Genomic DNA, 21,500 nt, shown 5'->3' on the forward strand with positions numbered 1-21,500 from the left:
TCTCCTATTTTGCAATCTGGTTCAGCCGGTTGTTCAGCTTATGAACCAGCTCCGGCGTAACCAGTCCCGCCAGCTGCTTTAATGTATTTTCCACACTCATGCGGTCCATCATTTTCTGCATTTCCTCCGGAAGCTGTATGTTTTTCGCCACGTCCCCGTAAGCCTCCGCCGCCTTCGCCTGGACAGGCGCAACCAGCTCGTCAAACACCGCCAGCGCCTCCGGGCTTGCTTTCACATCTCCCATGCTGTCCTTGATGGAATAATAGCCCTCCCGGACGATCTCGTCGTCCCTGTCAAACCAGTTTACGACCTCCCCGCCGGCTTTCCGGTAATCCGGATTGGGCTGCTCCACCTTGCGTATCCTTATGGTGTCGCTGCAGGCGCCCGCCTTCGCTTCAATCACATGCTCCCCGCTTATCGCCGCCTTAAAGCGGAATACCTTCTCCGCCTCCAGCGTTTCCATTACGTTTCCATCCACCAGGAGCGTCACCGCCGGGCGGTTGGAATACACCTTAATCTCCGTCTCCTCCTCCGTTCTGTCCACGTATCTGCTTCCGCAAATATGCACGAAGGGTTCTTTGGATAAATAAGCCTTATAAATATAAAACGCGTCCTTCTTCGTCTTCCGGTCGAAGGTCACAAGCCCCTTCTGGTTCTGACCCGGTTTTCCGCCCTCGTCGCGCCCGTCCGCGCCGAAGTCGAACATGTTCCAGACATGCATTGCCCAGATATACGGGCGTTTGCTCCACATTTCCAGCATGTGTTCATGATACAGCGCCTGATATGCTTCCGTCCAGTCTCCCTTCTGCGGGCTGGCGCTCTGATACTGCGGATTGGCATCCGCGCCGTACTCGGAGAGCCCCATCGCCACATCAGGATGCTTTTCGTGATAGCTGTCAAACCAGCTGTCATTGTCCTCCATCTCTCCCACGTACCAGCCGTAGTACAGATTATACGAGCGGATATCCGGCAGCGTCACCAGCTCTTCCTCCGGACTTAACATAAAGATATGCGCCATCGAGGTTGATCTTGTTTTATCCAGTCTGTGACACAGGTCGTTCAGTATCCGGTGATTTTCCATCAGATCCTCCGTGACGCCCGTCGTTCCCGTAATCTCATTGGAAAGCGCCCAGCAGATAATGGAGGGATGATGATGATTCTGCACGATAAGCTCCGTCATCTGGGAAATCGTATTTTCCCTTGCCTCCGGCATGTGCTCCGTAATGTAGGGAATCTCCGCCCACACAATCATACCGCAGCGGTCCGCCAGCTCGTAGAAATACTGGTCGTGCTGATAATGGGCGAGGCGGATGGTGTTGGCTCCCATTTCAAGCAGAAGCTTCATATCCTCCTCATGCATGGCGCACGTTAAGGCGTTGCCCACACCCTGCCTGTCCTGATGGCGCGCCGCCCCGCAGAGCGGATAGGATCTGCCGTTCAGGAAAAATCCCTTCTGCGGGTCAACAAAGAACGTGCGGCAGCCAAATTGCAGCTCCACGCTGTCCAGAACCTCCGTATTTCCGGCATCCAGCAGCTCCGCCCGCAGGGTGTATAAATAGGGGTCTTCTTTTCCGTCCCACAGATGCACCTGGTTAAGCGTCAGCTCCTCCTTCAGGCAATTTTCCTTTATCTGTACCGAAGAGCGCGCCGCCACGTTTCCTTCTGCATCCAGAATGGTCAGCGCTGCCTTTGTGCCATCCGGCGCGTTTTCCGTCCAGCCCTCCACCGTGACCGCCGCATCGTTTTCCTTTACCTCCGGCGTCACCTTAATACCGTTTCCGCCATAGTAGCCCAGCGCAAAATGCGCCTCCGGCACGCGGATCAGATAGACGTTCCGGTAGATACCGCCGTAGAACGTGAAATCCGCCTTCTGGGGATAAATGGTGCGCACCGCGCTGTTGTCAGCAGAGACGGCTATGGTGTTTTCCTCTGCCAGCCAGGGGGTAAGATTTACCCGGAAGGTGGAATAACCGCCATCGTGCTTCCCGGCAAGCTGTCCATTGACATAAACCTCCGCCATCATGGCAACCCCGCGAAATTCCAGCCAGAGCTGCTCATCTCTCTCCAGCTCCATATGCGGAAGCCGCTTTACGTACCAGCATTTTCCCCGGTAGTAATCATTGCCGCCATCCTGTCCGTCAACGGCATTCCAGGTGTGGGGCAGATCAACCATTTCTCCGAAAGCCGCATCAATGACCTCCGATGCCGCTGCCCCTGCGCCGATGTCCTTCTTCACAAACCTCCATTGTTCCATAAATTCTGTATATTCTCTCATAAGGTGCCTCCTGCTCCATCCTTCTTCTTGCCTTTATTATATAAAACCCCTCCGCTCTCCTAATAGAATAATTTAAGTTAAAACTAGCACAAAATTTTGTTTTTCGCCAGCTTCCGGTACTGCCGCAGAGCCAGCACCGCCGCCACCGCAGCCGCCGTTATATCGGCGATGATATGCGCCAGAATATTTCCTTTTACGCCAAAGAGCCCGTTCATGATGTACAGAAGCGGTATCAGAAATATCCCCTGGCGGAGCGTCGATACGAGCGTCGCCATCGGCGCGTTGCCGGACGCCTGCAGGAAGTTGGAGCCAAGATAATATACGCCCAGGAACGGTCCGGACAGCACCAGCATCGATATCATTTCCCGCCCCAGCGCCAGCGCCTCCGGCTCTTTTAAGAACAGCGAAATCAGTATCCTGCTGTTAAAAAGACAGAGCACGGTCACCGTCAGACCGATTCCCACGGTCAGGATGGAGAGCTTCACCAGCGTCTCCCGGATTCTTTTCACATTGCGTTCCCCGTAGCAGTACGCCAGCAGCGGCTGCACGCCCATGCAGATTCCCATCTGTATCATGGAAATGACCATCGTGGATTTTCCTGCCGCCGCCATCGCCGCCACGGCGGTCGTTCCGTACTGCGCCAGGAGCTGGTTTGCGATTGCCGACGCAAAGCCGACCAGTACGCTGTTTATCGCATTGGGCGCCCCGATTGCCAGCACCCTGCGGATTTCCCACGGGTTCCGGCGGGCATAAGATGGGCTTAAGGTGAAATTGGTTTCGTTTTTCTTTTCCTTCGTCTTCACGTAGAAAATAATGTACACCGCGCCCACCGCGTTTCCCAGCACGGTCGCTATGGCGGCTCCGCCTACGCCCAGATGAAATACCAGGATAAAAACGGGGTCCAGAATGATGTTTGTCACCGTGGAAAGCAGGTTTGCAATCATGCCCTCCCGGATGGCGCCCTCCGCACGGATGATTCCGCCGAAGCCCGTGGTAAAAATCATTATGGGCGCCCCCAGCGCCAGCACCGTCAGATACATTTTCGCATACTGCCAGGTCTCTTCATTCGCTCCCAGAAATCCGAGCAGAGGGTCAGCGAAAACCACTGCCAGAGCGGCAAACACAATTCCGAAAAGCAGGCTTCCCCAGCAGCACAGACTGGAGTAGAGCTTCACTCTGTCGCCGTCCTTCTCGCCCAGCGTTTTTGCAATCAATACGCAGCCACCGCCGCCCAGCATGTTCCCGACCGCCATGATCAGCGTAAATACCGGTCCCGCAATGGACACCGCCGCCACCTGCGCGGTATTCCCCGCCTGTCCGACAAAAAACATATCCGCCATGTTGTATAAAAGCATCACCACCATAGATATCATTGCCGGAACGGCAAGATTGGCGATTGCCTTCCACACGCCCGCATCGCGGAATAACTGCTCCTGTTTCGTCTGCATCTTCTGCACCCTCCCTGTTCCTTTCTTTTCTGCTCATATGTAAGCGCTTCCCGGTGTCCTGCCTCCGGGCAGGTTCCTGTGGGTTCAGACCTTTCATACCTGATATCTTTAGTATATGGAAAACGGTAAATCCATTCAACCGGCAATATTTCGTCATCCGAAAGATAAGCGACATCATTTGCATTTCTGTTGCAGAATTCAGTAATTTTTTATATTTACAATGGTGGGTGCTGTCTGTCCGTCAATAGTTAAGTGGTTCCTGTCCGCCGGGTCTTTTCTATTTTTTGCAAAAAAAGAAGCAGCGCATCTGTTTCTTAGATTCGCTGCTTGCCTTTAGATAGAGGCGATATAAACGCCATTCCATAATCTCACACTATATTTTTTAGGATTTAACTATCCTCACCCAGTTCTTCATCTTCCTTTTTTTGTAAATAATAAAATCTCTTTTGAATTTCAATTTCTTCCCGAAGCTGTTCCTCCGATGGAAGATAAGTTTTATACTTTGATGCGAAAAGCTGTTCGTGTCCGTGTAGAACAGAATATTTCGCAATGTCCTCATCCGTATCAGAGCATAAAATAATACCTAATGTAGGATTGTCTCCCTCATTTCGTTTCATTTCGTCATATATACGGATATACATATCCATTTGCCCGACGTCTTGATGCGTGATTTTAGTTGTTTTCAAATCAATTAGAATAAAGCATTTTAAGATATAGTTATAAAAAACAAGATCAATATAGTAATCCTCTTTTTCTGTACGGATGTGCTGCTGTCTTGCAACAAAGGCATATCCTTTTCCCATTTCCATAAGAAATTTCTGAATATGCGTAATAATTCTCTGCTCCAGCTCACTTTCTGTAAAATCCGCATTAGAAGCCAGACCCAGAAATTCCGCTATGACCGGATTCTTGATAAATTCCAGCTTATCTGCCTGATAAGAAGCTGTCAGTTCCTTCATTTCTTTTTCAACTGGCTCTGTGTTTTGAGACATCAACATCCGGTAATAATATTGAGAAGAAACATTCCGCTGCAAAGTACGAACAGACCACGCCTGTTCCTAAGCTTCCTTTGCATACCAGGCTCTTGCTTCTGGTGATGTTTCTTGAAGCAGGATTCTATAATGCGTCCATGACAGCGGACGACCAGACTTTGGACTCAGTGAGTCCAGAATTTGAGGAAACTCCTGGTGGAACTTCACATACTTGTATAAGCTGCTAAAGTCAAAGCCTTTTCCATATTTTTCTTTCAATTCAGCAGACAATTTCTTCATTGTCTTTTTACCATAGCCTGCTTTTCCGTTTTCGTCCAGACACTCCATTGCAATTCGCTTGCCAATCAACCAGTTCCTTTGAACCAGAATCGTATCAACAGCAGCATAAGCTATGCTCTGGGCACTTTCTACAATTTCACAGGTATCGGCAAATAAATCTCCGATTTCATGATAAGCAATCATGCTTCTGTTGAATTTTGGACTCACTGAATCCAAAATTGCCGTTTCTTTTTCACGACTTTTTTTTGTTTTTTGAGAGTTCTGTTCCACTGCTTATTGCCACCCCTTACCATTATTCCCGCTCAAAACTCAGTGTTCACGTTATTTCCTCTATCTTAGCATAGAAATGCGAATGGTGCAATCAAGAGGTCAAAAATAGCACCCGGAGTTTCCCTTCCGGGTGCCTGGCACCGACAGCTTATCTTCTTTTTTCACAGGTACCGTTATAACTTATTCCGCATCAAGAAATTCCTTAACCTTCCGGGCAACCAGCTCCGTATCCTCAATCATGGGATGCGCGCTGTTTGGCAGCCACAGCAAATCCGACGTTTCAATCTGCGTTGCAATGAGCGCACCATTCGCAGGCGGAATTACAATATCATATCTTGGCGCAATTACCAGTGTTTTTGCTTTAATCTCCGGCAGCCTGTCATAAATATCAAATTTGCCAAGAGCAACCTGCTGATGTTCAAAAGCCTCCGCATCACCCGGATTATCGTCCCTGGTGGCGGCAACCATCCTGCGGACGCCCTCCGCCGCCTCCGGATTTTCACGGATAAACTTTCTGGATACCACCATCTGAAGCGCCAGCTCCTCCGGCACGCTCTCATAGCTTCCTTTTTCCATCATGGTCATTGCGCATCCTGGAGTATTTGGGGTTTTTCGTCAAAAAATATATTATTTAGAAAAATTAGCGTCTATATTTTGCATTATATCCAAGCATGATGAAATCACACGCCATGACATTTTGGCGAATCAAACAAAAAAATTATCCAACACATTGCCGGATTTTAATTTCCCCCTGATGGCGTTACGATAATTTACAGAAAGTATTCGATTTTACTATCTAATCTGAAAGGAGAACAACAATATGGGTAATCTGTTAAAAGACCAGGTAGCTATCATCACCGGCTCCGGTCAGGGCATCGGAAAGGACCTGGCTGTGTGGATGGCTTCACAGGGCTGCAAGGTCTTCACCAACAACCGTAAAAAAGGCTCCTCCATGCAGGCGCACGACGGAAAATTTGTCAAATTAAACGAGGACGACCAGGCAAAGCTTGCCACTATCATCGGCGACGCGGAAACCGCTGCAGAGGCAGTCAATTCCAACCCCGATGTGCAGGCTGCAGGAGGCGAAGCATGTCCGGTATATGCGGATATCAGCAAACCGGAGGGATGCAAAAAGCTGGTGGATGCCGCCATCGAAAAATGGGGACGCCTCGACATCCTGGTAAACAATGCCGCCGCCACCTGGACCGGCAATGTAAAAGAAATGAAACCGGAAAACTGGGAGACCTGCGTCCGTTCAAAGCTTGATTCCTCCTTCTATCTCATTTATTACGCTCTGCCCCATATGCTGAAGCAGGGCTATGGACGCATTCTTCTGGCATCCTCGGAAGGACAGGTCGGTCTGGAAGGTATGTGCGGTTACAGCGCTGCCTGCGGCGGTGTGGCTGCCATGACGCGCGGTATCGCACAGGACCTGGCAGGCGACGGCATTTCCATCAACGCGTACACCCCCAACGCCGGAACCCGGAGCTGGTTTAACATGCTTGCGGAGTACCGCGCAGAGGGTATCGACCCGTCGTATATCGAAGCGGCTGCCCCGGCGGCACAGAAGTTTCCGCCAGACCGCATGATTCCGGTTCTCGGCTACATGTGCACAAAAGAATTTGAGGCTACCGGACTGGTGGTAAAGGTCGGCGCCGACGGAGAAGTTTCTCTGTGGAGCAACATGGATAAATACAACACAATGTTCAAGGATTTGTGGAAGGACGGCGCCTGGACAGTGGAAGAACTCCGGGAGCGCGTTCCGAAGGAGCTGCTGAAAGATGCCACTGTCACAAAATCTGTTCTGGCGGTAAACAAGGGCAGCTACGACTAAACGAAGCTTACACAAAAAACTGACTGCATATGTCTTACACTTATCTCTTTTTTGCCCGCTGCGCTCGCGGCGGGCATCTTCGTTGGAGGAATTTTGCCCCCGGCATTATAATCTGAGCTGCCCGGCAAATGTTTCTTATTTCCATTTGTCCTTTGGCTCATAATCTATACGTAAGGAGGATTTTATCATGGCTTTTCTGCGCAGCGGCAGCGGTCTGTTTTCTGACGGCTGCTCCACCAATGATGATGTGGAATGGCTGAAAAAGGAGCTGGAGATTTTCCGTGACAAAAGTGGGCGGCAACGCTGTAGTGGACGCGTCTCCCGTACCTCTGCGCGGCGACGTGCAGCTCATCCGCCAGGCTTCGGAGGCGACCGGCGTCCATGTTATCGTCTGCACCGGTCTTTATTATGAAAAAGGCCGTCCGCAGAAATATCTGGAAATGGACGAAAACGCGGTCTATCAGATGTGTAAAGATGAAGTGGAGCATGGTATCGGCGATACCGGTATTTATCCCGGCTTTCTCAAATGCGGCATGAGCTCCCTTGGTCCCGGAAGCGATATTCCCGCCTGCGAATGGGCAACGCTCCGCGCTCTCGCCCGTCTTTCCGCGGAAACCGGTCTTTCCCTGCACGTCCACACGGCTGTGCCCATGACGCCGGAGCAGGTTATCAGCGTGGCAAAATGCGCACTGGATGCCGGTGTCAGCCCGGACCGTCTGAACATGATGCATTTGGATCAGTACCTGCGCGTCCCCTATGTTATGGACGACTATATCCGCAATTTTGAGCAGACCCGCACCGTAAATATCGACCTTCAGTGCAAAATTCTGGATATGGGCTGCACAATCGGTTTTGACTCCTGGGATTCCCTGGTATCTATTCTGCCGGATAATAATGACCGTCTGAAGGCTCTGGTGGAATTGATCCGGCGCGGCTATGCGGGACAGATCGTCCTTGGGCACGACGTCAGCGACAAATCCCACAGCGCTTCCTTCGGATATACCGGCTTTACCGGTTTTGCAGTCAATGCCCTCCCGACGCTCAGAGCGATGTCTGATATCGTCAGCGACGCAGATATCCGCAAACTTGTCTGCGACAATCCGGCAAGACTTCTGGCATTTGATATTCCTTAGACGGACGCTGACGCAGCAGTAACCCCGCCCGGCAAAAGGGATTTTATTGTTTTTTTCAGCATAGCATTCTTTTGTTTCTGTTAAAATCATGCAACATGGCGGAATTTTTCCAGATAATATTCGACAATATTCCCTATCCGTGCTATAATATCTTTATCTCTGCCGGGTATTTTTTACAAATGCCCGGCAGACAAATCTTCACGCATATGGACGGTTACAAAAATGATTACATCTTTACTTCTTTATCACTATTTATGCGAGACCTGGCAGGTGACGACCATCGGAAAAAGCATGGCGGACCAGGCGCTCTCCTTCCCGGTATTTTTTCTGCCGGGCATGAAGCCCGCGGAAAATCATCTGTATATCTGCCGCTGTAAGGATCTGCCCTCCGCCTGTCCGGTTCCCTGCCTGTTCCTGTGTATTGGAAGCCAGCCCGCTTCCATCCGTCACGGATGGGAATGGAAAGGGAATATCTTTTATATCGAAGACAAGACCGACATCCTGTCCCTCTACAACAATGTCGTCCATCTGTTCCAGATCGTTACCGACTGGAAGACCCGGATGGACGGGCTGATGGAGCAGGGAGCCGACATCAGCGCGCTGGTGCAGACGAGCCTGCCGCTTTTCGAAAACTGCATCACGATTTCCGACTATAAGCTGAATCTTCTTGTCACCTGCGATGTAAAAGCGGGCGGCGACGCCAGCGCTATCGAGATCCGGAATGATCTGGAACGTGTCCCGGACGATGTCAGTCTCGAATTTAAAGACTTTTTTTCCCGTAATATCCGGATGCGCGAGCCCTTTCTTTACAAAGGGCAGCAGAACAATCCCGAAGGACAGAATTACTGTATTAATCTCTACCACGGCGACACGTACGCCGGCACCTGCACTCTCTGGGACAAATGCCGCCCCATGCTTCCGCGGGACTTTCTTCTGTTCCAGGAATTTGCCAGATACATCCGGCGGGCATTATCGCGTCCCTCCAATATTCCCTCGGAGCAGACCATCAGTATGAAATCCATCTTTTATACGCTGCTGCAGTGCTTCCCCATCAGCCAGGAGGAGCTGTCCGCCGCCGAAGCTGATTTGCGGCAGCTTCTGGAAATGAACCAGGTCGCCTTCGGGCACTGGGTCTGTATCACCATCGACAGCGCCAACCGGGACAAGCAGCTTCCGGAGGAGTATCTCTGCGCCGTTCTGGAAAATATGCTTCCTTATACCCTGTCCTTTGGCATGGACAACCGGATCGTATGTTTTTCCATGATTCCCGCCGGAGACACCTGCCGCAATACTGTCTGCGATATTCTGGAGCCCTATCTGAAGGACATGAATTTCCGGGCGGGCATCAGCGATGCCTTTACCGATATATTCCAGAGCCACACCCACTACCGGCAGTCGCTCGCCATGCTGAAAACCGGGTTTTCCTCCCAGCCGGAGCGTCTGATTTACCCCTTTGGCGACTTTATCCTCCCCTATATGCTGGAGCACTGTGTGGGGGAATTTGATAAGGATATGATTTTTACAGAGGGGCTGCGTGCCCTAAAGGAGCTGGACACCGGCGTGGACTACTGGGACACGCTGAAGCGCTATCTCGACAACGAATGCAACGCCTCCAAAACCGCCCAGGAGCTCTATCTGCACCGCAGCACCCTGCAGCCAAGGCTGGAAAAAATCCGGACGCTGGCGGATATGGATACACCGGAGGGCAGGCTTTATCTGCGGATATGCATCTATCTGGAGGAGTACCTGGACAGCAAAAAAAGGAAATGAGGAAAGGCGGAACGCTGTGCCTGCGCACAGTATCCCGCCCCTTTTTATGTCTTCTTTTCTGTCTTCTGTCAGATAAATTTCCGTTCCGTCACAACTGCATCTACATCCCAGTCCAGAGTCACATGCTCTCCTGTTTCTGCGCTGCCCGCATTGATCAGAGCCATGCCGACCCATTTTCCGACGGTAAAGCCGTAGGTAAATTTAGTAACGCGTCCAATTTCCTTTCCGTTTTTGGACACCACTGCTCCGTAAGGTCCTCCGTGAACCTTTACGTTTGGATCATCCACCGTGATGCCGACCAGTTTCTTTTTCATCGGCTGGTCCTTTGCCGCCAGAACTGCGTCTCTGCCAAGGAATTCTTCCTTCGTCCAGTCGATCATCCAGTCCATGCCGGTCTCAAACGGTGTGGCGTCGTCGAAATCTGTCACCAGATACAGTCCGGCTTCCGTCGCCAGCGTATAGGCGATTACGTCAAACTCATCCACAAATTCGCCGCCGTATTTTCCTACCTCTGCGCAGAGCATCTGCTTCACGGCTTCCGTATCCTTTACGTCACAGTAAATCTCATAGCCCTTTTCGCCGGTGTAGCCGCCCTTTGCCGCCTTTATCTGAATATCGCCGAGACGGTTTTCCACCATCTGGAAACGCTTCTGTCCATGCGGATTCACCTCAAGAAGCTGTTCTACCATTTCCTCCGCACGCGGTCCCTGCACGGCATACATATCAATTTTTTTCGTGATTTCCTCCCACTTTGCATCAAGACCGTCGGATGCATTTTCCATCTCACGCATAATACGCGGCACATGAAGTGTGGAAATCCAGTAGGTAGTTTCACCCTGTCTTGTGATGACGCAGTCATCCTGGGGGATGCCCTCCTCCGTCAGCAGCATCGTATATTTTCCTTTTGTGATATCCAGTTTGGAAATCCTGCACGGATAAAGCCGCTCCAGGAGAACAAGCGCATCCGCACCGGTCACCTCAATCAGACGGTGCGTGAAATAATATACGCCCACTGTATTCCGGATGACCTCATGCTGATGTCTGCAGCTTTCGTCTGTACTGATTAATAACATCTTATTTGCCCTCCTTTGCTCCCTCATAGTTCTCTACACCGGTATTCGGCTTCTGTCTGCGGAAACCGATAGCACGTTTATGTATCCGGTACCGTATCTTGTTCTGTTCTTTGTCTTCCTCCATATCAACGCTCCACTGGGCGCCTACCAGAGTTTTTACGTTGCCGTCGAAAATCTGACGGTACATCTCGTTGTTCTCCGGATACATTCCCAGCATATCCCATTTCATCATGTCGCCTTCGATGATGGTCTCGTCGCTCTCAAATTTCGTGAAGTTGCAGTCTACATCCCTGGACTGGAATACCATCGATATCCAGGAACCCATTACACGCGAATCCTCCACATCTGCCGGAACGCCCATCCATTCCCTCGTCGCCTTGCGGGTATGGAAATCAGCGAACTGGAACTTGCCGCACGCTTCAAACAATGCCGGCATCACACGATCCCAGAGCGCCCGCTCTTCATCGGTAAACTTGTTGCGGTACAAATCAATCGCATTGTATGCATACGCAATCGGGAAGCCGCCCACATTATCCTGATACATTTCTCCTGCTGTCCATCTTGCTCCCGTCGGGGATTCGAAATATCCGGTGTCGATAAAGGACGGATACTCCTTCTTCGGCCAGGGCTTCGGTCTGCTCTTTGCGGCAGCCGGTCCCCATACTTCCCATTCATACTGTTCTTCGTCAAATTTATCCTCTTCGTTCGTGTTGGGATGCTTGCCGTATTTCCGTTTCGTCTCCTGAATCGCCAGACAGTAGTCGTCGCCCATGCCGATTCTCTCCGGATCCATTGCGTTCAGCGGACATCCTGCCAGACCATAGCAGAAGTGGGAGCCTCCGCCAAGAGACAGATCACATGCCTCCGGTCCCGCGATGTCGTAATCACAGACATGGATTTCCTTCTCAAAACGGTCCTCAAACGGTCCGATCTGTCCAGCCATCGGGCTCCAGCAATAGTCCATCAGCTGTGCCCAGTTATCCGACAGCATGGTCTGTCTTCTCTCGTATTCCGGAATTACCACGCGCAGCGTGTGGAATGTCGCCAGGCAGAATTCCGCGCCCAGACGATTCATAAACTTGTACGTCTCATAAAAATTCTTGATTGCTCCCCACGGAGAGGACATGCCCCTGTAAAGACGCATATTGCTGTCCGCGTCCCGCAGGTTTACATCCGAAACATTATAGGGAAAGCATTTTGTTGCCTCCTTTGTCTTTGAACCCATAAATAATACCCTCCTTCAATAATTTGCCCTTCGGCAGGTTACTTTTATCTTAATCTTCCGGCTGCTTTTTTGCTATCCGCAGGATGTCGGATTATTTCGCCCCGCAATCAGACACCCTCCGGAATTTTTCGCGCTTATCCTTTTACGGCTCCGGCAACTGTATTTTTCTCCAGCACCCGGTAGAAGAACGGGAATGCGAAGAGAATCGGAACCGTCGATACGACGATTGCCGCAAACTGCACGAGATATTTCACGAGCTGCAGCTCGCCGCCGGATACCATCATATAATTCTGGTTGCTCGTCTCCACGATTTCACGTATCCAGAGCTGCATCGGCCAGAGTTCCTTGCTGTTCGGCACGTAAATCGACGCCTGGAACCAGGAATTCCAGTGGAGAATCGCCGTATTGATCATGATTACCACGATCAGTCCCCGCGCCTGCGGAAGCATGACCTTAAACATGGTGGTCAGATGACCAGCCCCGTCAATTTTCGCCGACTCGACCGTTTCCTCCGGCACCGACAGAAACGCGTTCATCGCCAGCACCATAAACATACCGTTCGTGCAGGACGGAACCACCAGCGACCAGACCGTGCCGGTCAGACCGAGGTTTCGCAGCACGATATAAGTGGGAATCGTCCCGGCGGAAAATACCAGGGAAAGCATACAGAACAGCTTCATAAAGTTCTGCAGCTTCGTCTTCCTGCTCAGGCAGTACCCTGCGATTACGTTTAAGACCAGACCGAACACGACGTTGACCACCATGTAAAGAATGGTGTTAAACATTCCGCGCAGCACATTTCCGTCCGCAAAGCTTCCGCCCGTTTCCTGGAAGAGAATCCGGTACGCCTCCAGATTCACAGAATCTCCGAACCACCACGTAATTCCCTCGTTGGAAATCAACTGCTGCGGGTCGCTGTAGATGGAGCTCATCAGCACGTGCCACATCGGCACGATGCATATCAGGACTACCAGGCACAGCATCGCGATAATGACGATATCCACAATCGTCCCGCTTACGCTTTTTCCCTGCACCATTCCCTCCTTCGGCTTCTTTCTTGATAAATGTTTATTATCCATCTTCTCAATCTCCCTTCTGCTATGCGGCGTTCTTCTTCTGCAGTCCTGCCTGCATATAATTCGAAATCAGCATCAGCACCGTGGCAATCACAGACTGGAACAGACCGGCTGCTGTCGACAGCGCGTAGTCCGGCTTCGCTCCGGTAAAGGAATACCGGTAGGTAAAGGTCTGCATACAGTCGGCAACGCTGTAGATATCGGAATTATACAGCAGAAGGATTTTGTCAAAGCCCTGCATGAAAATCAGTCCGACGTTCAGGGTAAGCATGGTCAGCACGAAGGGCATGATAGCGGGCAGCTTGATTTTCACCAGCCGGTCCCAGCGGTTTGCCCCGTCAATCGCCGCCGCTTCCATAATGGAATTGTCGATGTTGGAAAGCACCGCGACAAACATAATCGAGCTGTAACCCGTTTTCTGCCACACTTCAATAAAGGCATTTATCAGCCAGAACACCGGGATATCTCCGTTTGTCAGAAGATTCTGCGGCGTTATGTGGAAAATCGCCACCAGCAGCTCCGTGATGATGCCGTCCTTATCCAGGAACAGCTTAAACATCATACACACAACGACGGTGGAAATGAAATACGGCAGAAAGGAAATCGTCTGGACGCCTCGTCTGAACCATTTCACCCGCACCTCTGACAGCAGCAGCGCCAGCACCAGCGGGAAGAAAAAGCCGAATACCAGATTAATCAGCGCCATACACACGGTGTTCCGGAATGCCAGCCAGAACTGGTCCAGCGAAAACAGACGGGCAAAATTCGCAAATCCTACCCAGTCGCTTCCCAGAATTCCCTTCCGGAAGCTGAAGTCCTCAAATGCCATCGCAAGCCATGCCATAGGCATATAGTTAAAAACGAACAGGAAGGTAAAGGGCAGAAGGAACATGACGTATACGATCCAGTTTTTTCTCAGGTCCTCTTTCCATGTCTTTTTATTGATTCCCGGTGACCGGGCTCCTTTTTTTGCAATCACTTTACTCATAATCCAGCTCCTGTTTTATATGACAAAAGAGACTGCTGCATAAATTAGCGGACAGCCTCTTTCACCTGTTTGCTACTTTGTTTCCTTTGTTTCTTCTGTTTCTTTTTCGGCAGGTGCAGGCGCTTTTTCTGTCTCTGCTTTTGCCGCTTCCGTTGCGGCTTCTGTTGCCTTCGCCTCTGTCGCCGGCGCCTCAGTTGCCTTTACTTCTGCTTTTGTTTCAGCTTCTGTTGCCGGTGCCTCTGTTGCAGGTGCTTCTGTTGTCTGTGCCTGTTCTGCCTCAGATGCTGCCTCAATCGTTGCTGCTTCCGTCACAGCCTCCGTTGCCTCAGCCTTTGCTGCTTCCGTCACGGCTTCTGTGGTTTCTGCTTTTGTCTCTGCTTCCGTCACGGCTTCTGTTGCTTTCGCTTCTGTTGCCTTTTCGGTTTCTGCTTTCTTAGCCTTGGATGCTTTCTTCGCAGCCGCCTGCTTCGTCACCGGAGTTGCTGCCGTCGTACCTTTTTTGAGGTCAACGCCCATATCCGCATTCTTAATGCAAACCGTGCCATTTTCCTCTGTAATTGTCAGAGTAAGCTGACCATCCATCAGAGATACCGTATTGCCGCTCCAGCTTCCCGCAAATTTCTGGGTTCCGCCGTAATTCTCCGGCATATTAACCGTGTACTGCGCTGCTCCGTTTTCAGAGAGCACCAGTGTTGCCGCAAAATAGCCGCCGTGTGTTCCGGTGTAGGTTCCCGCATAGCTTACTGCCGGCTGTTCTGTTACCGGTTCTGTCTCCGTCTGCGGTTCTGATTCTGTCTCTGATTCTGTTTCTGATTCTGTCTCCGGCTCCGTTTCCGGTTCTGTTACCGGCTCCGACTCCGACGGCTTCTCAGATTCATCTGTCGAACCGCTGCCTTCTTTCGTCAGGTTGACGCCCTGTTCCGCATTCGTCACGGTAACCGTACCGCCTGCTTCTGCAATCGTCAGAACGAGCTGCCCTTCCATCAGAGATACCGCATTGCCGCTCCAGCTTCCTGTAAAGTTCTGGGTTCCGCCGTAGTTTTCTGGCATATTTACTGTATACTGCGCCGTTCCGTCTTCAGCAAGCACCAGCGTTGCCGCAAAGTAGCCGCCGTGTGTTCCGGTGTAGGTTCCTGCGTAGCTTACTGCCGGCTGTTCTGTCACCGGTTCTGTCTCCGTCTGCGGTTCTGATTCTGTCTCAGGCTCGCTGTCCGGCTGTTTCTCTGTCTCCTTCTCTGTTTCTGTCGGAGGGGTTTCCGGTTTTTCCGGTTTCGTTGTGCCGCCCTTATTTTCATATGTAACCGTTCCCGGCTGTGTATATAGCGCCGGAGAGCTTGGGATTCCTACAGAAATCGTTTTCACTGTCTTACCGTCCGAAGCATAGGTGACGCTCATTTTCATCGTCGTTCCTGCCGGGAAGATAATGTTGTTCAACATATCCTTACCGGACTGCGTCATCGTCAGCACTGCTCCGTCTGCAATACCGGTATAGGTACCTCTCTGTGCTTCAACGGTAATACCGCTGGAGCTAAGCGTCATAACATATGTCTTATCACTGTAAAGTGTCAGCTCGCAGGGCCAATCCATCTGGGCATAGGAGCCGTTTACCATACCGTATCCCGGTACGCTGCCATTTAACACGTATGTTCCGTCTGCTGTGTTCTGATTGTTATTATTGTTATTGGAGCTGCCGCCCTGGTTACCGTTTGTGCTGCCCGGCTTATCGGTATTATTGTTGTCCGGATTCTTGTCAGAGCTGTTGTCCGGCTTTTTATTACCATTGTCCGAACTGCTTCCGTCAGCAGGCGGTGCGCTGCTTCCGGTGAAGGTCGCGTCATTCCATACAAAGGAATAACTTCCGTTGCTTCCGGAAATTGTCGCCGACAATCCCTGAATCGTAAGTGTTCTTCCGGACCAGCTTCCCGTAAAGTATGCGTTCTCCTAATGTCCGTGCATATCGCACTTGAAGGTTGCTGTTCCGCCGGGCAGAAGCTCGATAATTGCCTCAAAATAGCCCGCAATCTTTCCATAATATACATAGGAGGTAGAACCGCTCGCCGCTACGGTAACGCCCGTGCTCGGTTTTCTGCCTGTATCGCCCTCTTCTGCGCCTTCTTCATTCTCGCCTTCAGAATCTGCCTTTGCCAGAGCGCTTGCAGAAGCCTCGTTGTCCGTGGACATCAGCACGCCGTCCAACGTTACTTCAAAGCTCTCGCCGCTGCCTGTGATGTACGCAGTCTCGTTCATATCCGCAATGGTAACGGACCTCGGCGTACCATCCGCGTTCTTCTCCCAGGTACCTTCGCACTGCGCGCCGCTGATTACGATGGAGCAGCTCATATCGTCATACAGAATCACGACATTTTCACCGGTCTCATCCGCAAATACGTACACTTCATTTCTCACGCGCGGTCCCAGCTCCATTGCACTGCCGCCCTCCGGCGTAAACACTGCTTTTGTCGCATCGTCCTTGTCGATTACCAGGGTTCCGCCTGTAGCGCCTTCGCCCGCCGTCAGTATGTAGGTGTCGCCGTCCAGCTCCCAGGTACCCGTAACTTCACCCGTACCGGTCAGCATGTTGTCCAGGTAGGTTCCGTCATGATAGATGGTGATGGAAGCATTTCTGCCATCCTCCAGCCGGTAGTAGAAGGTATAAAGCTCTACGCCGCGCTCCTGCGATTCTTCGTCCAGATGCAGGAAGCAGTAGTTGGTATACCATGAGGTTGCGCCGATTTCATTTTCCGTCGGAATACCCAGAATCTTGTTTTCTTCGGTATCCCAGCCGCTGCGGAAATACTCTGTCTCTCCGTCCAGCGAATAGAACACAATCGTCTTATCCGCCGTCATCTCTTCCCAGTTTTCTTCGCCGCGCTGCTCTGCCAAAGGTGCGGTGTTCATCGTAATCTCCTCGTCCAGTACCTCATAGACACCCAGGAGCGGGTCGATTACAGCAATCCACTGTTCGCCGCTGCCGGACATCGCCTGGAAGTAAAAGGTCTGCTTGTCTTCGATAATCTCTCCTTTTTCGTGGAAGCTTATGAAGCAGTCCTGCTCGAACGTAGTTCCGCCCGATGCACCGGAATATCTTCCTTCGTAATACCCCTCTGTCGGAAGCTCCGTATCCTCTTCTCCGCTTTCCGCCGCGTCAGCCGCTTCCGTCTCCGCTTCGGCTGCCACTTCGGTCGTTGCCTCTTCCGCCGCCATTCCGGTAACGGCTGTCGCCGCCAGGCCCGCGCTAAGCGCCGCGGTAAGGACCGTTTTCAGTAACCATTTTCTTTTCATATATCTTTTCCTCCCTTCAAAAAATACACCAGTATTTCAAAACCGCATTGTCTGCTGAAATTGTTACTGTTCACGCCGTTCACAGTAACCTAAAATTCTCTTACTCTGCGGCTGCGCTGTACAGATCGTATGCCGCCTGCGCATATTCCTGCAGAATGTCGCCCGCATCGCCAATCGCGTTTACCCAGTCCTCCCAGGCGTAGCCGAAGGTCGTCTCATCCGGAGCCTTGATTGGGGAAGCCAGACGGCTCTGCATCGCTTCTGTCATCTTGGCATAAGCGGTATTATAGGTATCGTCCGCTTCTATCTTTCCGGCGATATCTGTCAGGATGTCACCGGTGTTCGGATAACGGTTCCAGTTGTCGATTGCCTGCTGTTCTATCGCCGAATAGCCGTGGTCCATTACGCCCATGTAGTGATAGCCCAGTGAGAGGCGATTCAGTCTTGCCGCGCCGTTGAGATCCTGGCTCTCCGGATTATTATCCGCCCACCGGTAGGTTTTTCCGGTCTCGGCATTGTCCTCCTTCACGTATGCGCCCTCTGTCAGTCCGTATTCCGTATAGAAAGCATCCTGCGTTTCCTCGTACTGCTCTTTGCTGAATCCGAAGCTTGCCAGCACTCCGCCCTCTTCGGTATAGAGATAGTCGATGAGGCTCAGCAGGGCCGGAAGGTTTTTATCCTCCGCCGCCGTCGTAATCATGCTGCTTCCCGCCACTCTGCCCATCATGTAAATCGTATCCGGCTCTTTAAAGCGGTATTCATTCTCGCCAATCACATCGTTGATCGGAAGCGGAGCTCCCACTACCATGATACCTTTTGTCAGAGCGATCGAACCGTTGTCCAGCACGCTGCCGAGCTGCGAGGTCTTATGTCCCAGATACACCGGAACCGCTCCCGAAAGCTGTCCCGCCGCGTCTATCTTATAGAAGATATCCGATGTTCTGGTCGTGAAGTCCCGGTCGATCCAGCCTTTCTGATACCATTCGTTCATATACTGCAGATAAAGTCTGGTACTCTCCGAGGTCAGCCCCGATACAATCTTTCCGCTGTCCGCATCGTAGTAAATGGTCGGTGCGCCGCCGCCGAATGCACTTGAGAAATCTCCTCTTGTCGACGTTCCCCAGTAGTAAAGACTCATCATATAGGTATTGTCGCTGCTCAGCATCGCTCCGCTGTCATCCGTGTAATCCGGATTGTTCCATACTTTTTCTTCATAGGTCTGCAGCATCCATTCCCAGTCGGAAAGAAATACCGGGTCCTGTGTGCCGCTGGGGAATACAAGATTGTCGGTGTAGGTGTTCATGGAATCATCGCCGTAGCTGCATGTAATTCCGTTTCCGCGCGTACCGCCGACGCCTACCTCCCAGCTGTCTTCGGAATCCGCCGTGTAAAGAGGATTTTTCTGCCAGCCGCCTGCCGTCCAGGCACTTTCATCGGTTCCATAAGCTTCCCGCGCCTCATAATAATTGGTAATCTCCGGCGCCGCCCCCTGGCGTTCTTCCCAGTCCATTTCCAGAATCTCGTCCGCGTTGACCGCCCATACGTATTCCGGCATTTCCCCGAAGCGCACCAGCCAGTCTCTGCGGTACATCAATCCCTGATACTGGTCCTGCCCCATATCGTTAATGCACAGAATCTTCAGTATTTTCTGCTCGCCGTCCACAATCGATACTGCTTCCCGGTAAAGCGCCGGGTCGGACCGGATCAGAGCCATGTAATTCGGCATATATTCCTCTGCAAGCTCCGTTAAATCCATCGCAATTCCTTCGTCGTAAAGCTGTGTGACGGAGCTCTGCGAGTAGTTGAGGTCCATAACGTCCTGGAAATCACCCCCGTAAATGAGTGTGGTAAAGGAATCCGCCGGATTCGTGGATGACGCCGCGTCAAATTCCAGCGTCAGCGTCGCCGCATTATCCCCTTCTCCCCATTCCTGCGCCATCAGATACTGGATGATCGGATTTTCTGCATAATCCATGTAGAATTCATCCTTTTCCCCGTTCGCCAGCCAGAAGGTGAATGTGTTTTCATCATTCTTTGCACCGGCTGTCAGCGACGGCACAAGCGCCGCAAGCGCAGCGCAAAAAAGAATTCTGCCTGCTCTTTTCCTTTTCATAGAGTTCCTCCTGTTCTTATTTAAGTTTTCCTTTCTGAATTACTGATGTTTCGTATTACTATTATAATGCCGGGAATCTTTTTTCTTTAGAATAATTTTAATTAGAATTAGCACAAAATACCCGTCTGTACCCTCCCATACCACCGTCAATAGTATCAGGTTTTTACATTCTGTTGCTTATTTTTTCGACATCTATTATAATGAAGCAAAAGCAATCCGAATGCTTTTCATCGATTTTGAACGTGCAGAGCACGGAAAAATCAATGGAAGCTTATTTCAACGATAACGCCGGGGCAGCCGCCCCGCCCTGAAAGGAACCGTATTATGAAGACAGACGCACGCACACGCTATACGAAGAAGATTATCCGCGAGAGCTTCCTCTCCCTGCTCAGAGAGAAGCCCCTGAACCGCATCACCGTAAAGGAAATCTGCGAACGCAGCGAAATCAACCGCGCCACCTTTTACCGCCATTACCAGGATTGTTTCGACCTGCAGGCACAGCTTGAAGCTGATTTTGCAGAAAAGCTGCGTTCTGCCCTGCGGTCAGACAATTTCAAGAATATAGAAGTGTTTTATCTGCATATACTGGATTTTCTGAAAAAAAGCGGGGAAAGCTGCCTTCCTCTGCTGACTGCCAGAGGAGCTGCTTTCCCCACCGAATTATTTCTTTCCTGTCAGCGGGAAGCCCTTCCGCTTCTCGCAAGAAACTGCCCGCAGCTGGATGCCGAAACCCTGAATCTGCTCTATCACTTTATCAGCCAGGGCTGCAGCGGACTGATGAGCTACTGGTTCCAGAGCGGCATGAAAGAGCCGCCCGAAACGGTCGCGCACTTCATGACCGAAGCCGGAAACGCCGTGCTGGAGCATTATATCCACGCATAAGATGCGGCGGCGCGTTTCGGCAGCTTTGCCGGGTGCACGCCGTCGTGCACGATATCCGCACGCAAGATGCGGCGGCGCGTTTCGGCAGCTTTGCCGGGTGCCCGCCGTCGTGCATGATACCCGCACGCAAGATGCGGCGGTTGCTCAATGATAATACGCACCCGCTCTCTCCCGGAATTTTTCAAATAAAGGATAATATTCCTTTACGATCTCCTGGAATTTTTCCGCCGCAAGCGTTCCGTCATAATCGTGCGCCAGCAGGTTTCTGGTTTTCAGCATCTGCATCCACCGGTCATCGTCAATCAGTCCGTTTGCAAAGGCCTGCCGCAGCGTCTCCCGCGGCGAACCGGCAGCAAAATCAAGGATTCCCAGTTGTTTTACCAGAATCTCCTTCATTACCTTCCAGGAAATGTCAAATGTCAGATTAAAATTCCACGCAGTTCCCTCCAGTACAAAGTCCTCTTCCGGATTCGCCCACCGGCTTTTTTCCAGATTTTTTAAGCTTTTACAAAAAGTATGATATCTGTTAGTAAATCTGTTTTCCATATTTTTTAATATCCTCCAGAAGAAATTCATTGTGAATGCTGTCATAATCAAAAATATCTATTTTCCTCAGCGTATCTATTTCCTCCAGCTCCTCCTCCAGTCTTAATATATCTTTACATCCATACACAACAAAATCAATATCACTTGTCGGCAACGCTGTCCCCGTTGAAAACGAGCCGAATAAATCCAGACGCTTTACGCCGTTTCTTTTACAGATTTCCGCCACCCTGTCAATCAGTTCTGACACCGGCATTACATTCATCGCAATCTCCTCCCGTTTTCTTCGGCTCCCATCTGCTCTCCCGGAACTTCCG

18 protein-coding genes are annotated in these 21,500 nt (G+C 51.1%); 4 read left to right on the forward strand and 14 right to left on the reverse strand.

Annotated elements, in window-relative coordinates; translation table 11 throughout:
• Positions 1-4 precede the first annotated feature (4 nt).
• The 5 genes from NQ534_RS04515 to NQ534_RS04535 form a co-directional block, all read right to left on the reverse strand.
• Positions 5-2,275, reverse strand: coding sequence for a glycoside hydrolase family 2 protein (locus NQ534_RS04515; RefSeq protein WP_006860897.1), 2,271 nt, complete (start codon positions 2,273-2,275; stop codon positions 5-7).
• Positions 2,276-2,358: 83 nt separating this feature from the next.
• Positions 2,359-3,723: an MATE family efflux transporter gene (locus NQ534_RS04520; RefSeq protein ID WP_006860896.1), complete on the reverse strand. Its 1,365-nt coding sequence runs from the start codon at positions 3,721-3,723 to the stop codon at positions 2,359-2,361.
• Positions 3,724-4,112: 389 nt separating this feature from the next.
• Entirely contained in the window at positions 4,113-4,682 is a 570-nt protein-coding gene (locus tag NQ534_RS04525; protein ID WP_242655320.1) for a PDDEXK nuclease domain-containing protein, read from the reverse strand.
• Between the two features lie 99 nt (positions 4,683-4,781).
• Positions 4,782-5,264 (reverse strand): DUF1016 N-terminal domain-containing protein, encoded by a 483-nt coding sequence (locus tag NQ534_RS04530; RefSeq protein WP_006860893.1) that lies wholly within the window; start codon positions 5,262-5,264, stop codon positions 4,782-4,784.
• 180 nt (positions 5,265-5,444) lie between these two features.
• Positions 5,445-5,843: an alpha/beta fold hydrolase gene (locus NQ534_RS04535; protein WP_143115708.1), complete on the reverse strand. Its 399-nt coding sequence runs from the start codon at positions 5,841-5,843 to the stop codon at positions 5,445-5,447.
• Positions 5,844-6,084: 241 nt separating this feature from the next.
• Here NQ534_RS04535 and NQ534_RS04540 point away from each other — a divergent pair, with 241 nt between their 5' ends.
• The 3 genes from NQ534_RS04540 to NQ534_RS04550 all read left to right on the forward strand — a co-directional run bounded on the left by NQ534_RS04540 (position 6,085) and on the right by NQ534_RS04550 (position 10,001).
• Entirely contained in the window at positions 6,085-7,098 is a 1,014-nt protein-coding gene (locus NQ534_RS04540) for an SDR family NAD(P)-dependent oxidoreductase (RefSeq protein ID WP_006860890.1), read from the forward strand.
• Positions 7,099-7,379: 281 nt separating this feature from the next.
• Positions 7,380-8,231: a phosphotriesterase family protein gene (locus NQ534_RS04545; protein ID WP_006860888.1), complete on the forward strand. Its 852-nt coding sequence runs from the start codon at positions 7,380-7,382 to the stop codon at positions 8,229-8,231.
• A 222-nt stretch (positions 8,232-8,453) separates the two neighbouring features.
• Positions 8,454-10,001, forward strand: a complete 1,548-nt coding sequence (locus NQ534_RS04550) for a PucR family transcriptional regulator (protein WP_040782251.1) — start codon at positions 8,454-8,456, stop codon at positions 9,999-10,001.
• A gap of 68 nt (positions 10,002-10,069) precedes the next feature.
• Here NQ534_RS04550 and NQ534_RS04555 read toward each other — a convergent pair whose 3' ends face one another.
• The 7 genes from NQ534_RS04555 to NQ534_RS04585 form a co-directional block, all read right to left on the reverse strand.
• The gene (locus NQ534_RS04555) at positions 10,070-11,074 is read right to left on the reverse strand and encodes an aminomethyl transferase family protein (RefSeq protein WP_040782248.1); all 1,005 of its coding nucleotides are present in this window, start codon (positions 11,072-11,074) and stop codon (positions 10,070-10,072) included.
• A 1-nt stretch (position 11,075) separates the two neighbouring features.
• Positions 11,076-12,299 carry a hypothetical protein gene (locus tag NQ534_RS04560; protein WP_006860883.1) on the reverse strand — a complete coding sequence of 408 codons (1,224 nt, stop codon included), beginning with the start codon at positions 12,297-12,299 and terminating at the stop codon, positions 11,076-11,078.
• 134 nt (positions 12,300-12,433) lie between these two features.
• Positions 12,434-13,378, reverse strand: coding sequence for a carbohydrate ABC transporter permease (locus NQ534_RS04565; RefSeq protein WP_006860882.1), 945 nt, complete (start codon positions 13,376-13,378; stop codon positions 12,434-12,436).
• A gap of 19 nt (positions 13,379-13,397) precedes the next feature.
• Positions 13,398-14,363 (reverse strand): ABC transporter permease, encoded by a 966-nt coding sequence (locus tag NQ534_RS04570; protein ID WP_006860881.1) that lies wholly within the window; start codon positions 14,361-14,363, stop codon positions 13,398-13,400.
• A 72-nt stretch (positions 14,364-14,435) separates the two neighbouring features.
• Positions 14,436-16,250 (reverse strand): hypothetical protein, encoded by a 1,815-nt coding sequence (locus NQ534_RS04575; protein WP_006860880.1) that lies wholly within the window; start codon positions 16,248-16,250, stop codon positions 14,436-14,438.
• Between the two features lie 54 nt (positions 16,251-16,304).
• Positions 16,305-17,645 carry a hypothetical protein gene (locus tag NQ534_RS04580; RefSeq protein WP_006860879.1) on the reverse strand — a complete coding sequence of 447 codons (1,341 nt, stop codon included), beginning with the start codon at positions 17,643-17,645 and terminating at the stop codon, positions 16,305-16,307.
• A 100-nt stretch (positions 17,646-17,745) separates the two neighbouring features.
• Entirely contained in the window at positions 17,746-19,758 is a 2,013-nt protein-coding gene (locus tag NQ534_RS04585; RefSeq protein WP_006860878.1) for a type 2 periplasmic-binding domain-containing protein, read from the reverse strand.
• Positions 19,759-20,082: 324 nt separating this feature from the next.
• Between NQ534_RS04585 and NQ534_RS04590 the strand changes: the two genes are divergently transcribed.
• On the forward strand, positions 20,083-20,640 hold the full coding sequence (locus NQ534_RS04590; protein WP_006860876.1) for a TetR/AcrR family transcriptional regulator: 558 nt from the start codon (positions 20,083-20,085) through the stop codon (positions 20,638-20,640).
• Positions 20,641-20,784: 144 nt separating this feature from the next.
• Here NQ534_RS04590 and NQ534_RS04595 read toward each other — a convergent pair whose 3' ends face one another.
• Positions 20,785-21,186, reverse strand: a complete 402-nt coding sequence (locus NQ534_RS04595) for an HI0074 family nucleotidyltransferase substrate-binding subunit (RefSeq protein WP_006860874.1) — start codon at positions 21,184-21,186, stop codon at positions 20,785-20,787.
• The gene (locus tag NQ534_RS04600; protein ID WP_050778281.1) at positions 21,167-21,448 is read right to left on the reverse strand and encodes a nucleotidyltransferase family protein; all 282 of its coding nucleotides are present in this window, start codon (positions 21,446-21,448) and stop codon (positions 21,167-21,169) included. The genes NQ534_RS04595 and NQ534_RS04600 overlap by 20 nt, the downstream gene beginning before the upstream one ends.
• Positions 21,449-21,500: the final 52 nt, after the last annotated feature.

The organism is Marvinbryantia formatexigens DSM 14469 (genome assembly GCF_025148285.1).
GTDB lineage: Bacteria > Bacillota > Clostridia > Lachnospirales > Lachnospiraceae > Marvinbryantia > Marvinbryantia formatexigens.

Bases quoted from the DNA above. Each gene is read 5' to 3' on its own strand.
- NQ534_RS04580 (WP_006860879.1), bottom strand. From the start codon at position 17,645: ATGAAAAGAAAATGGTTACTGAAAACGGTCCTTACCGCGGCGCTTAGC.
- NQ534_RS04595 (WP_006860874.1), bottom strand. From the start codon at position 21,186: ATGGAAAACAGATTTACTAACAGATATCATACTTTTTGTAAAAGCTTA.
- NQ534_RS04540 (WP_006860890.1), top strand. From the start codon at position 6,085: ATGGGTAATCTGTTAAAAGACCAGGTAGCTATCATCACCGGCTCCGGT.
- NQ534_RS04550 (WP_040782251.1), top strand. From the start codon at position 8,454: ATGATTACATCTTTACTTCTTTATCACTATTTATGCGAGACCTGGCAG.
- NQ534_RS04515 (WP_006860897.1), bottom strand. From the start codon at position 2,275: ATGAGAGAATATACAGAATTTATGGAACAATGGAGGTTTGTGAAGAAG.
- NQ534_RS04600 (WP_050778281.1), bottom strand. From the start codon at position 21,448: ATGAATGTAATGCCGGTGTCAGAACTGATTGACAGGGTGGCGGAAATC.
- NQ534_RS04565 (WP_006860882.1), bottom strand. From the start codon at position 13,378: ATGGATAATAAACATTTATCAAGAAAGAAGCCGAAGGAGGGAATGGTG.
- NQ534_RS04555 (WP_040782248.1), bottom strand. From the start codon at position 11,074: ATGTTATTAATCAGTACAGACGAAAGCTGCAGACATCAGCATGAGGTC.
- NQ534_RS04525 (WP_242655320.1), bottom strand. From the start codon at position 4,682: ATGAAGGAACTGACAGCTTCTTATCAGGCAGATAAGCTGGAATTTATC.
- NQ534_RS04520 (WP_006860896.1), bottom strand. From the start codon at position 3,723: ATGCAGACGAAACAGGAGCAGTTATTCCGCGATGCGGGCGTGTGGAAG.
- NQ534_RS04585 (WP_006860878.1), bottom strand. From the start codon at position 19,758: ATGAAAAGGAAAAGAGCAGGCAGAATTCTTTTTTGCGCTGCGCTTGCG.
- NQ534_RS04570 (WP_006860881.1), bottom strand. From the start codon at position 14,363: ATGAGTAAAGTGATTGCAAAAAAAGGAGCCCGGTCACCGGGAATCAAT.
- NQ534_RS04590 (WP_006860876.1), top strand. From the start codon at position 20,083: ATGAAGACAGACGCACGCACACGCTATACGAAGAAGATTATCCGCGAG.
- NQ534_RS04535 (WP_143115708.1), bottom strand. From the start codon at position 5,843: ATGATGGAAAAAGGAAGCTATGAGAGCGTGCCGGAGGAGCTGGCGCTT.
- NQ534_RS04560 (WP_006860883.1), bottom strand. From the start codon at position 12,299: ATGGGTTCAAAGACAAAGGAGGCAACAAAATGCTTTCCCTATAATGTT.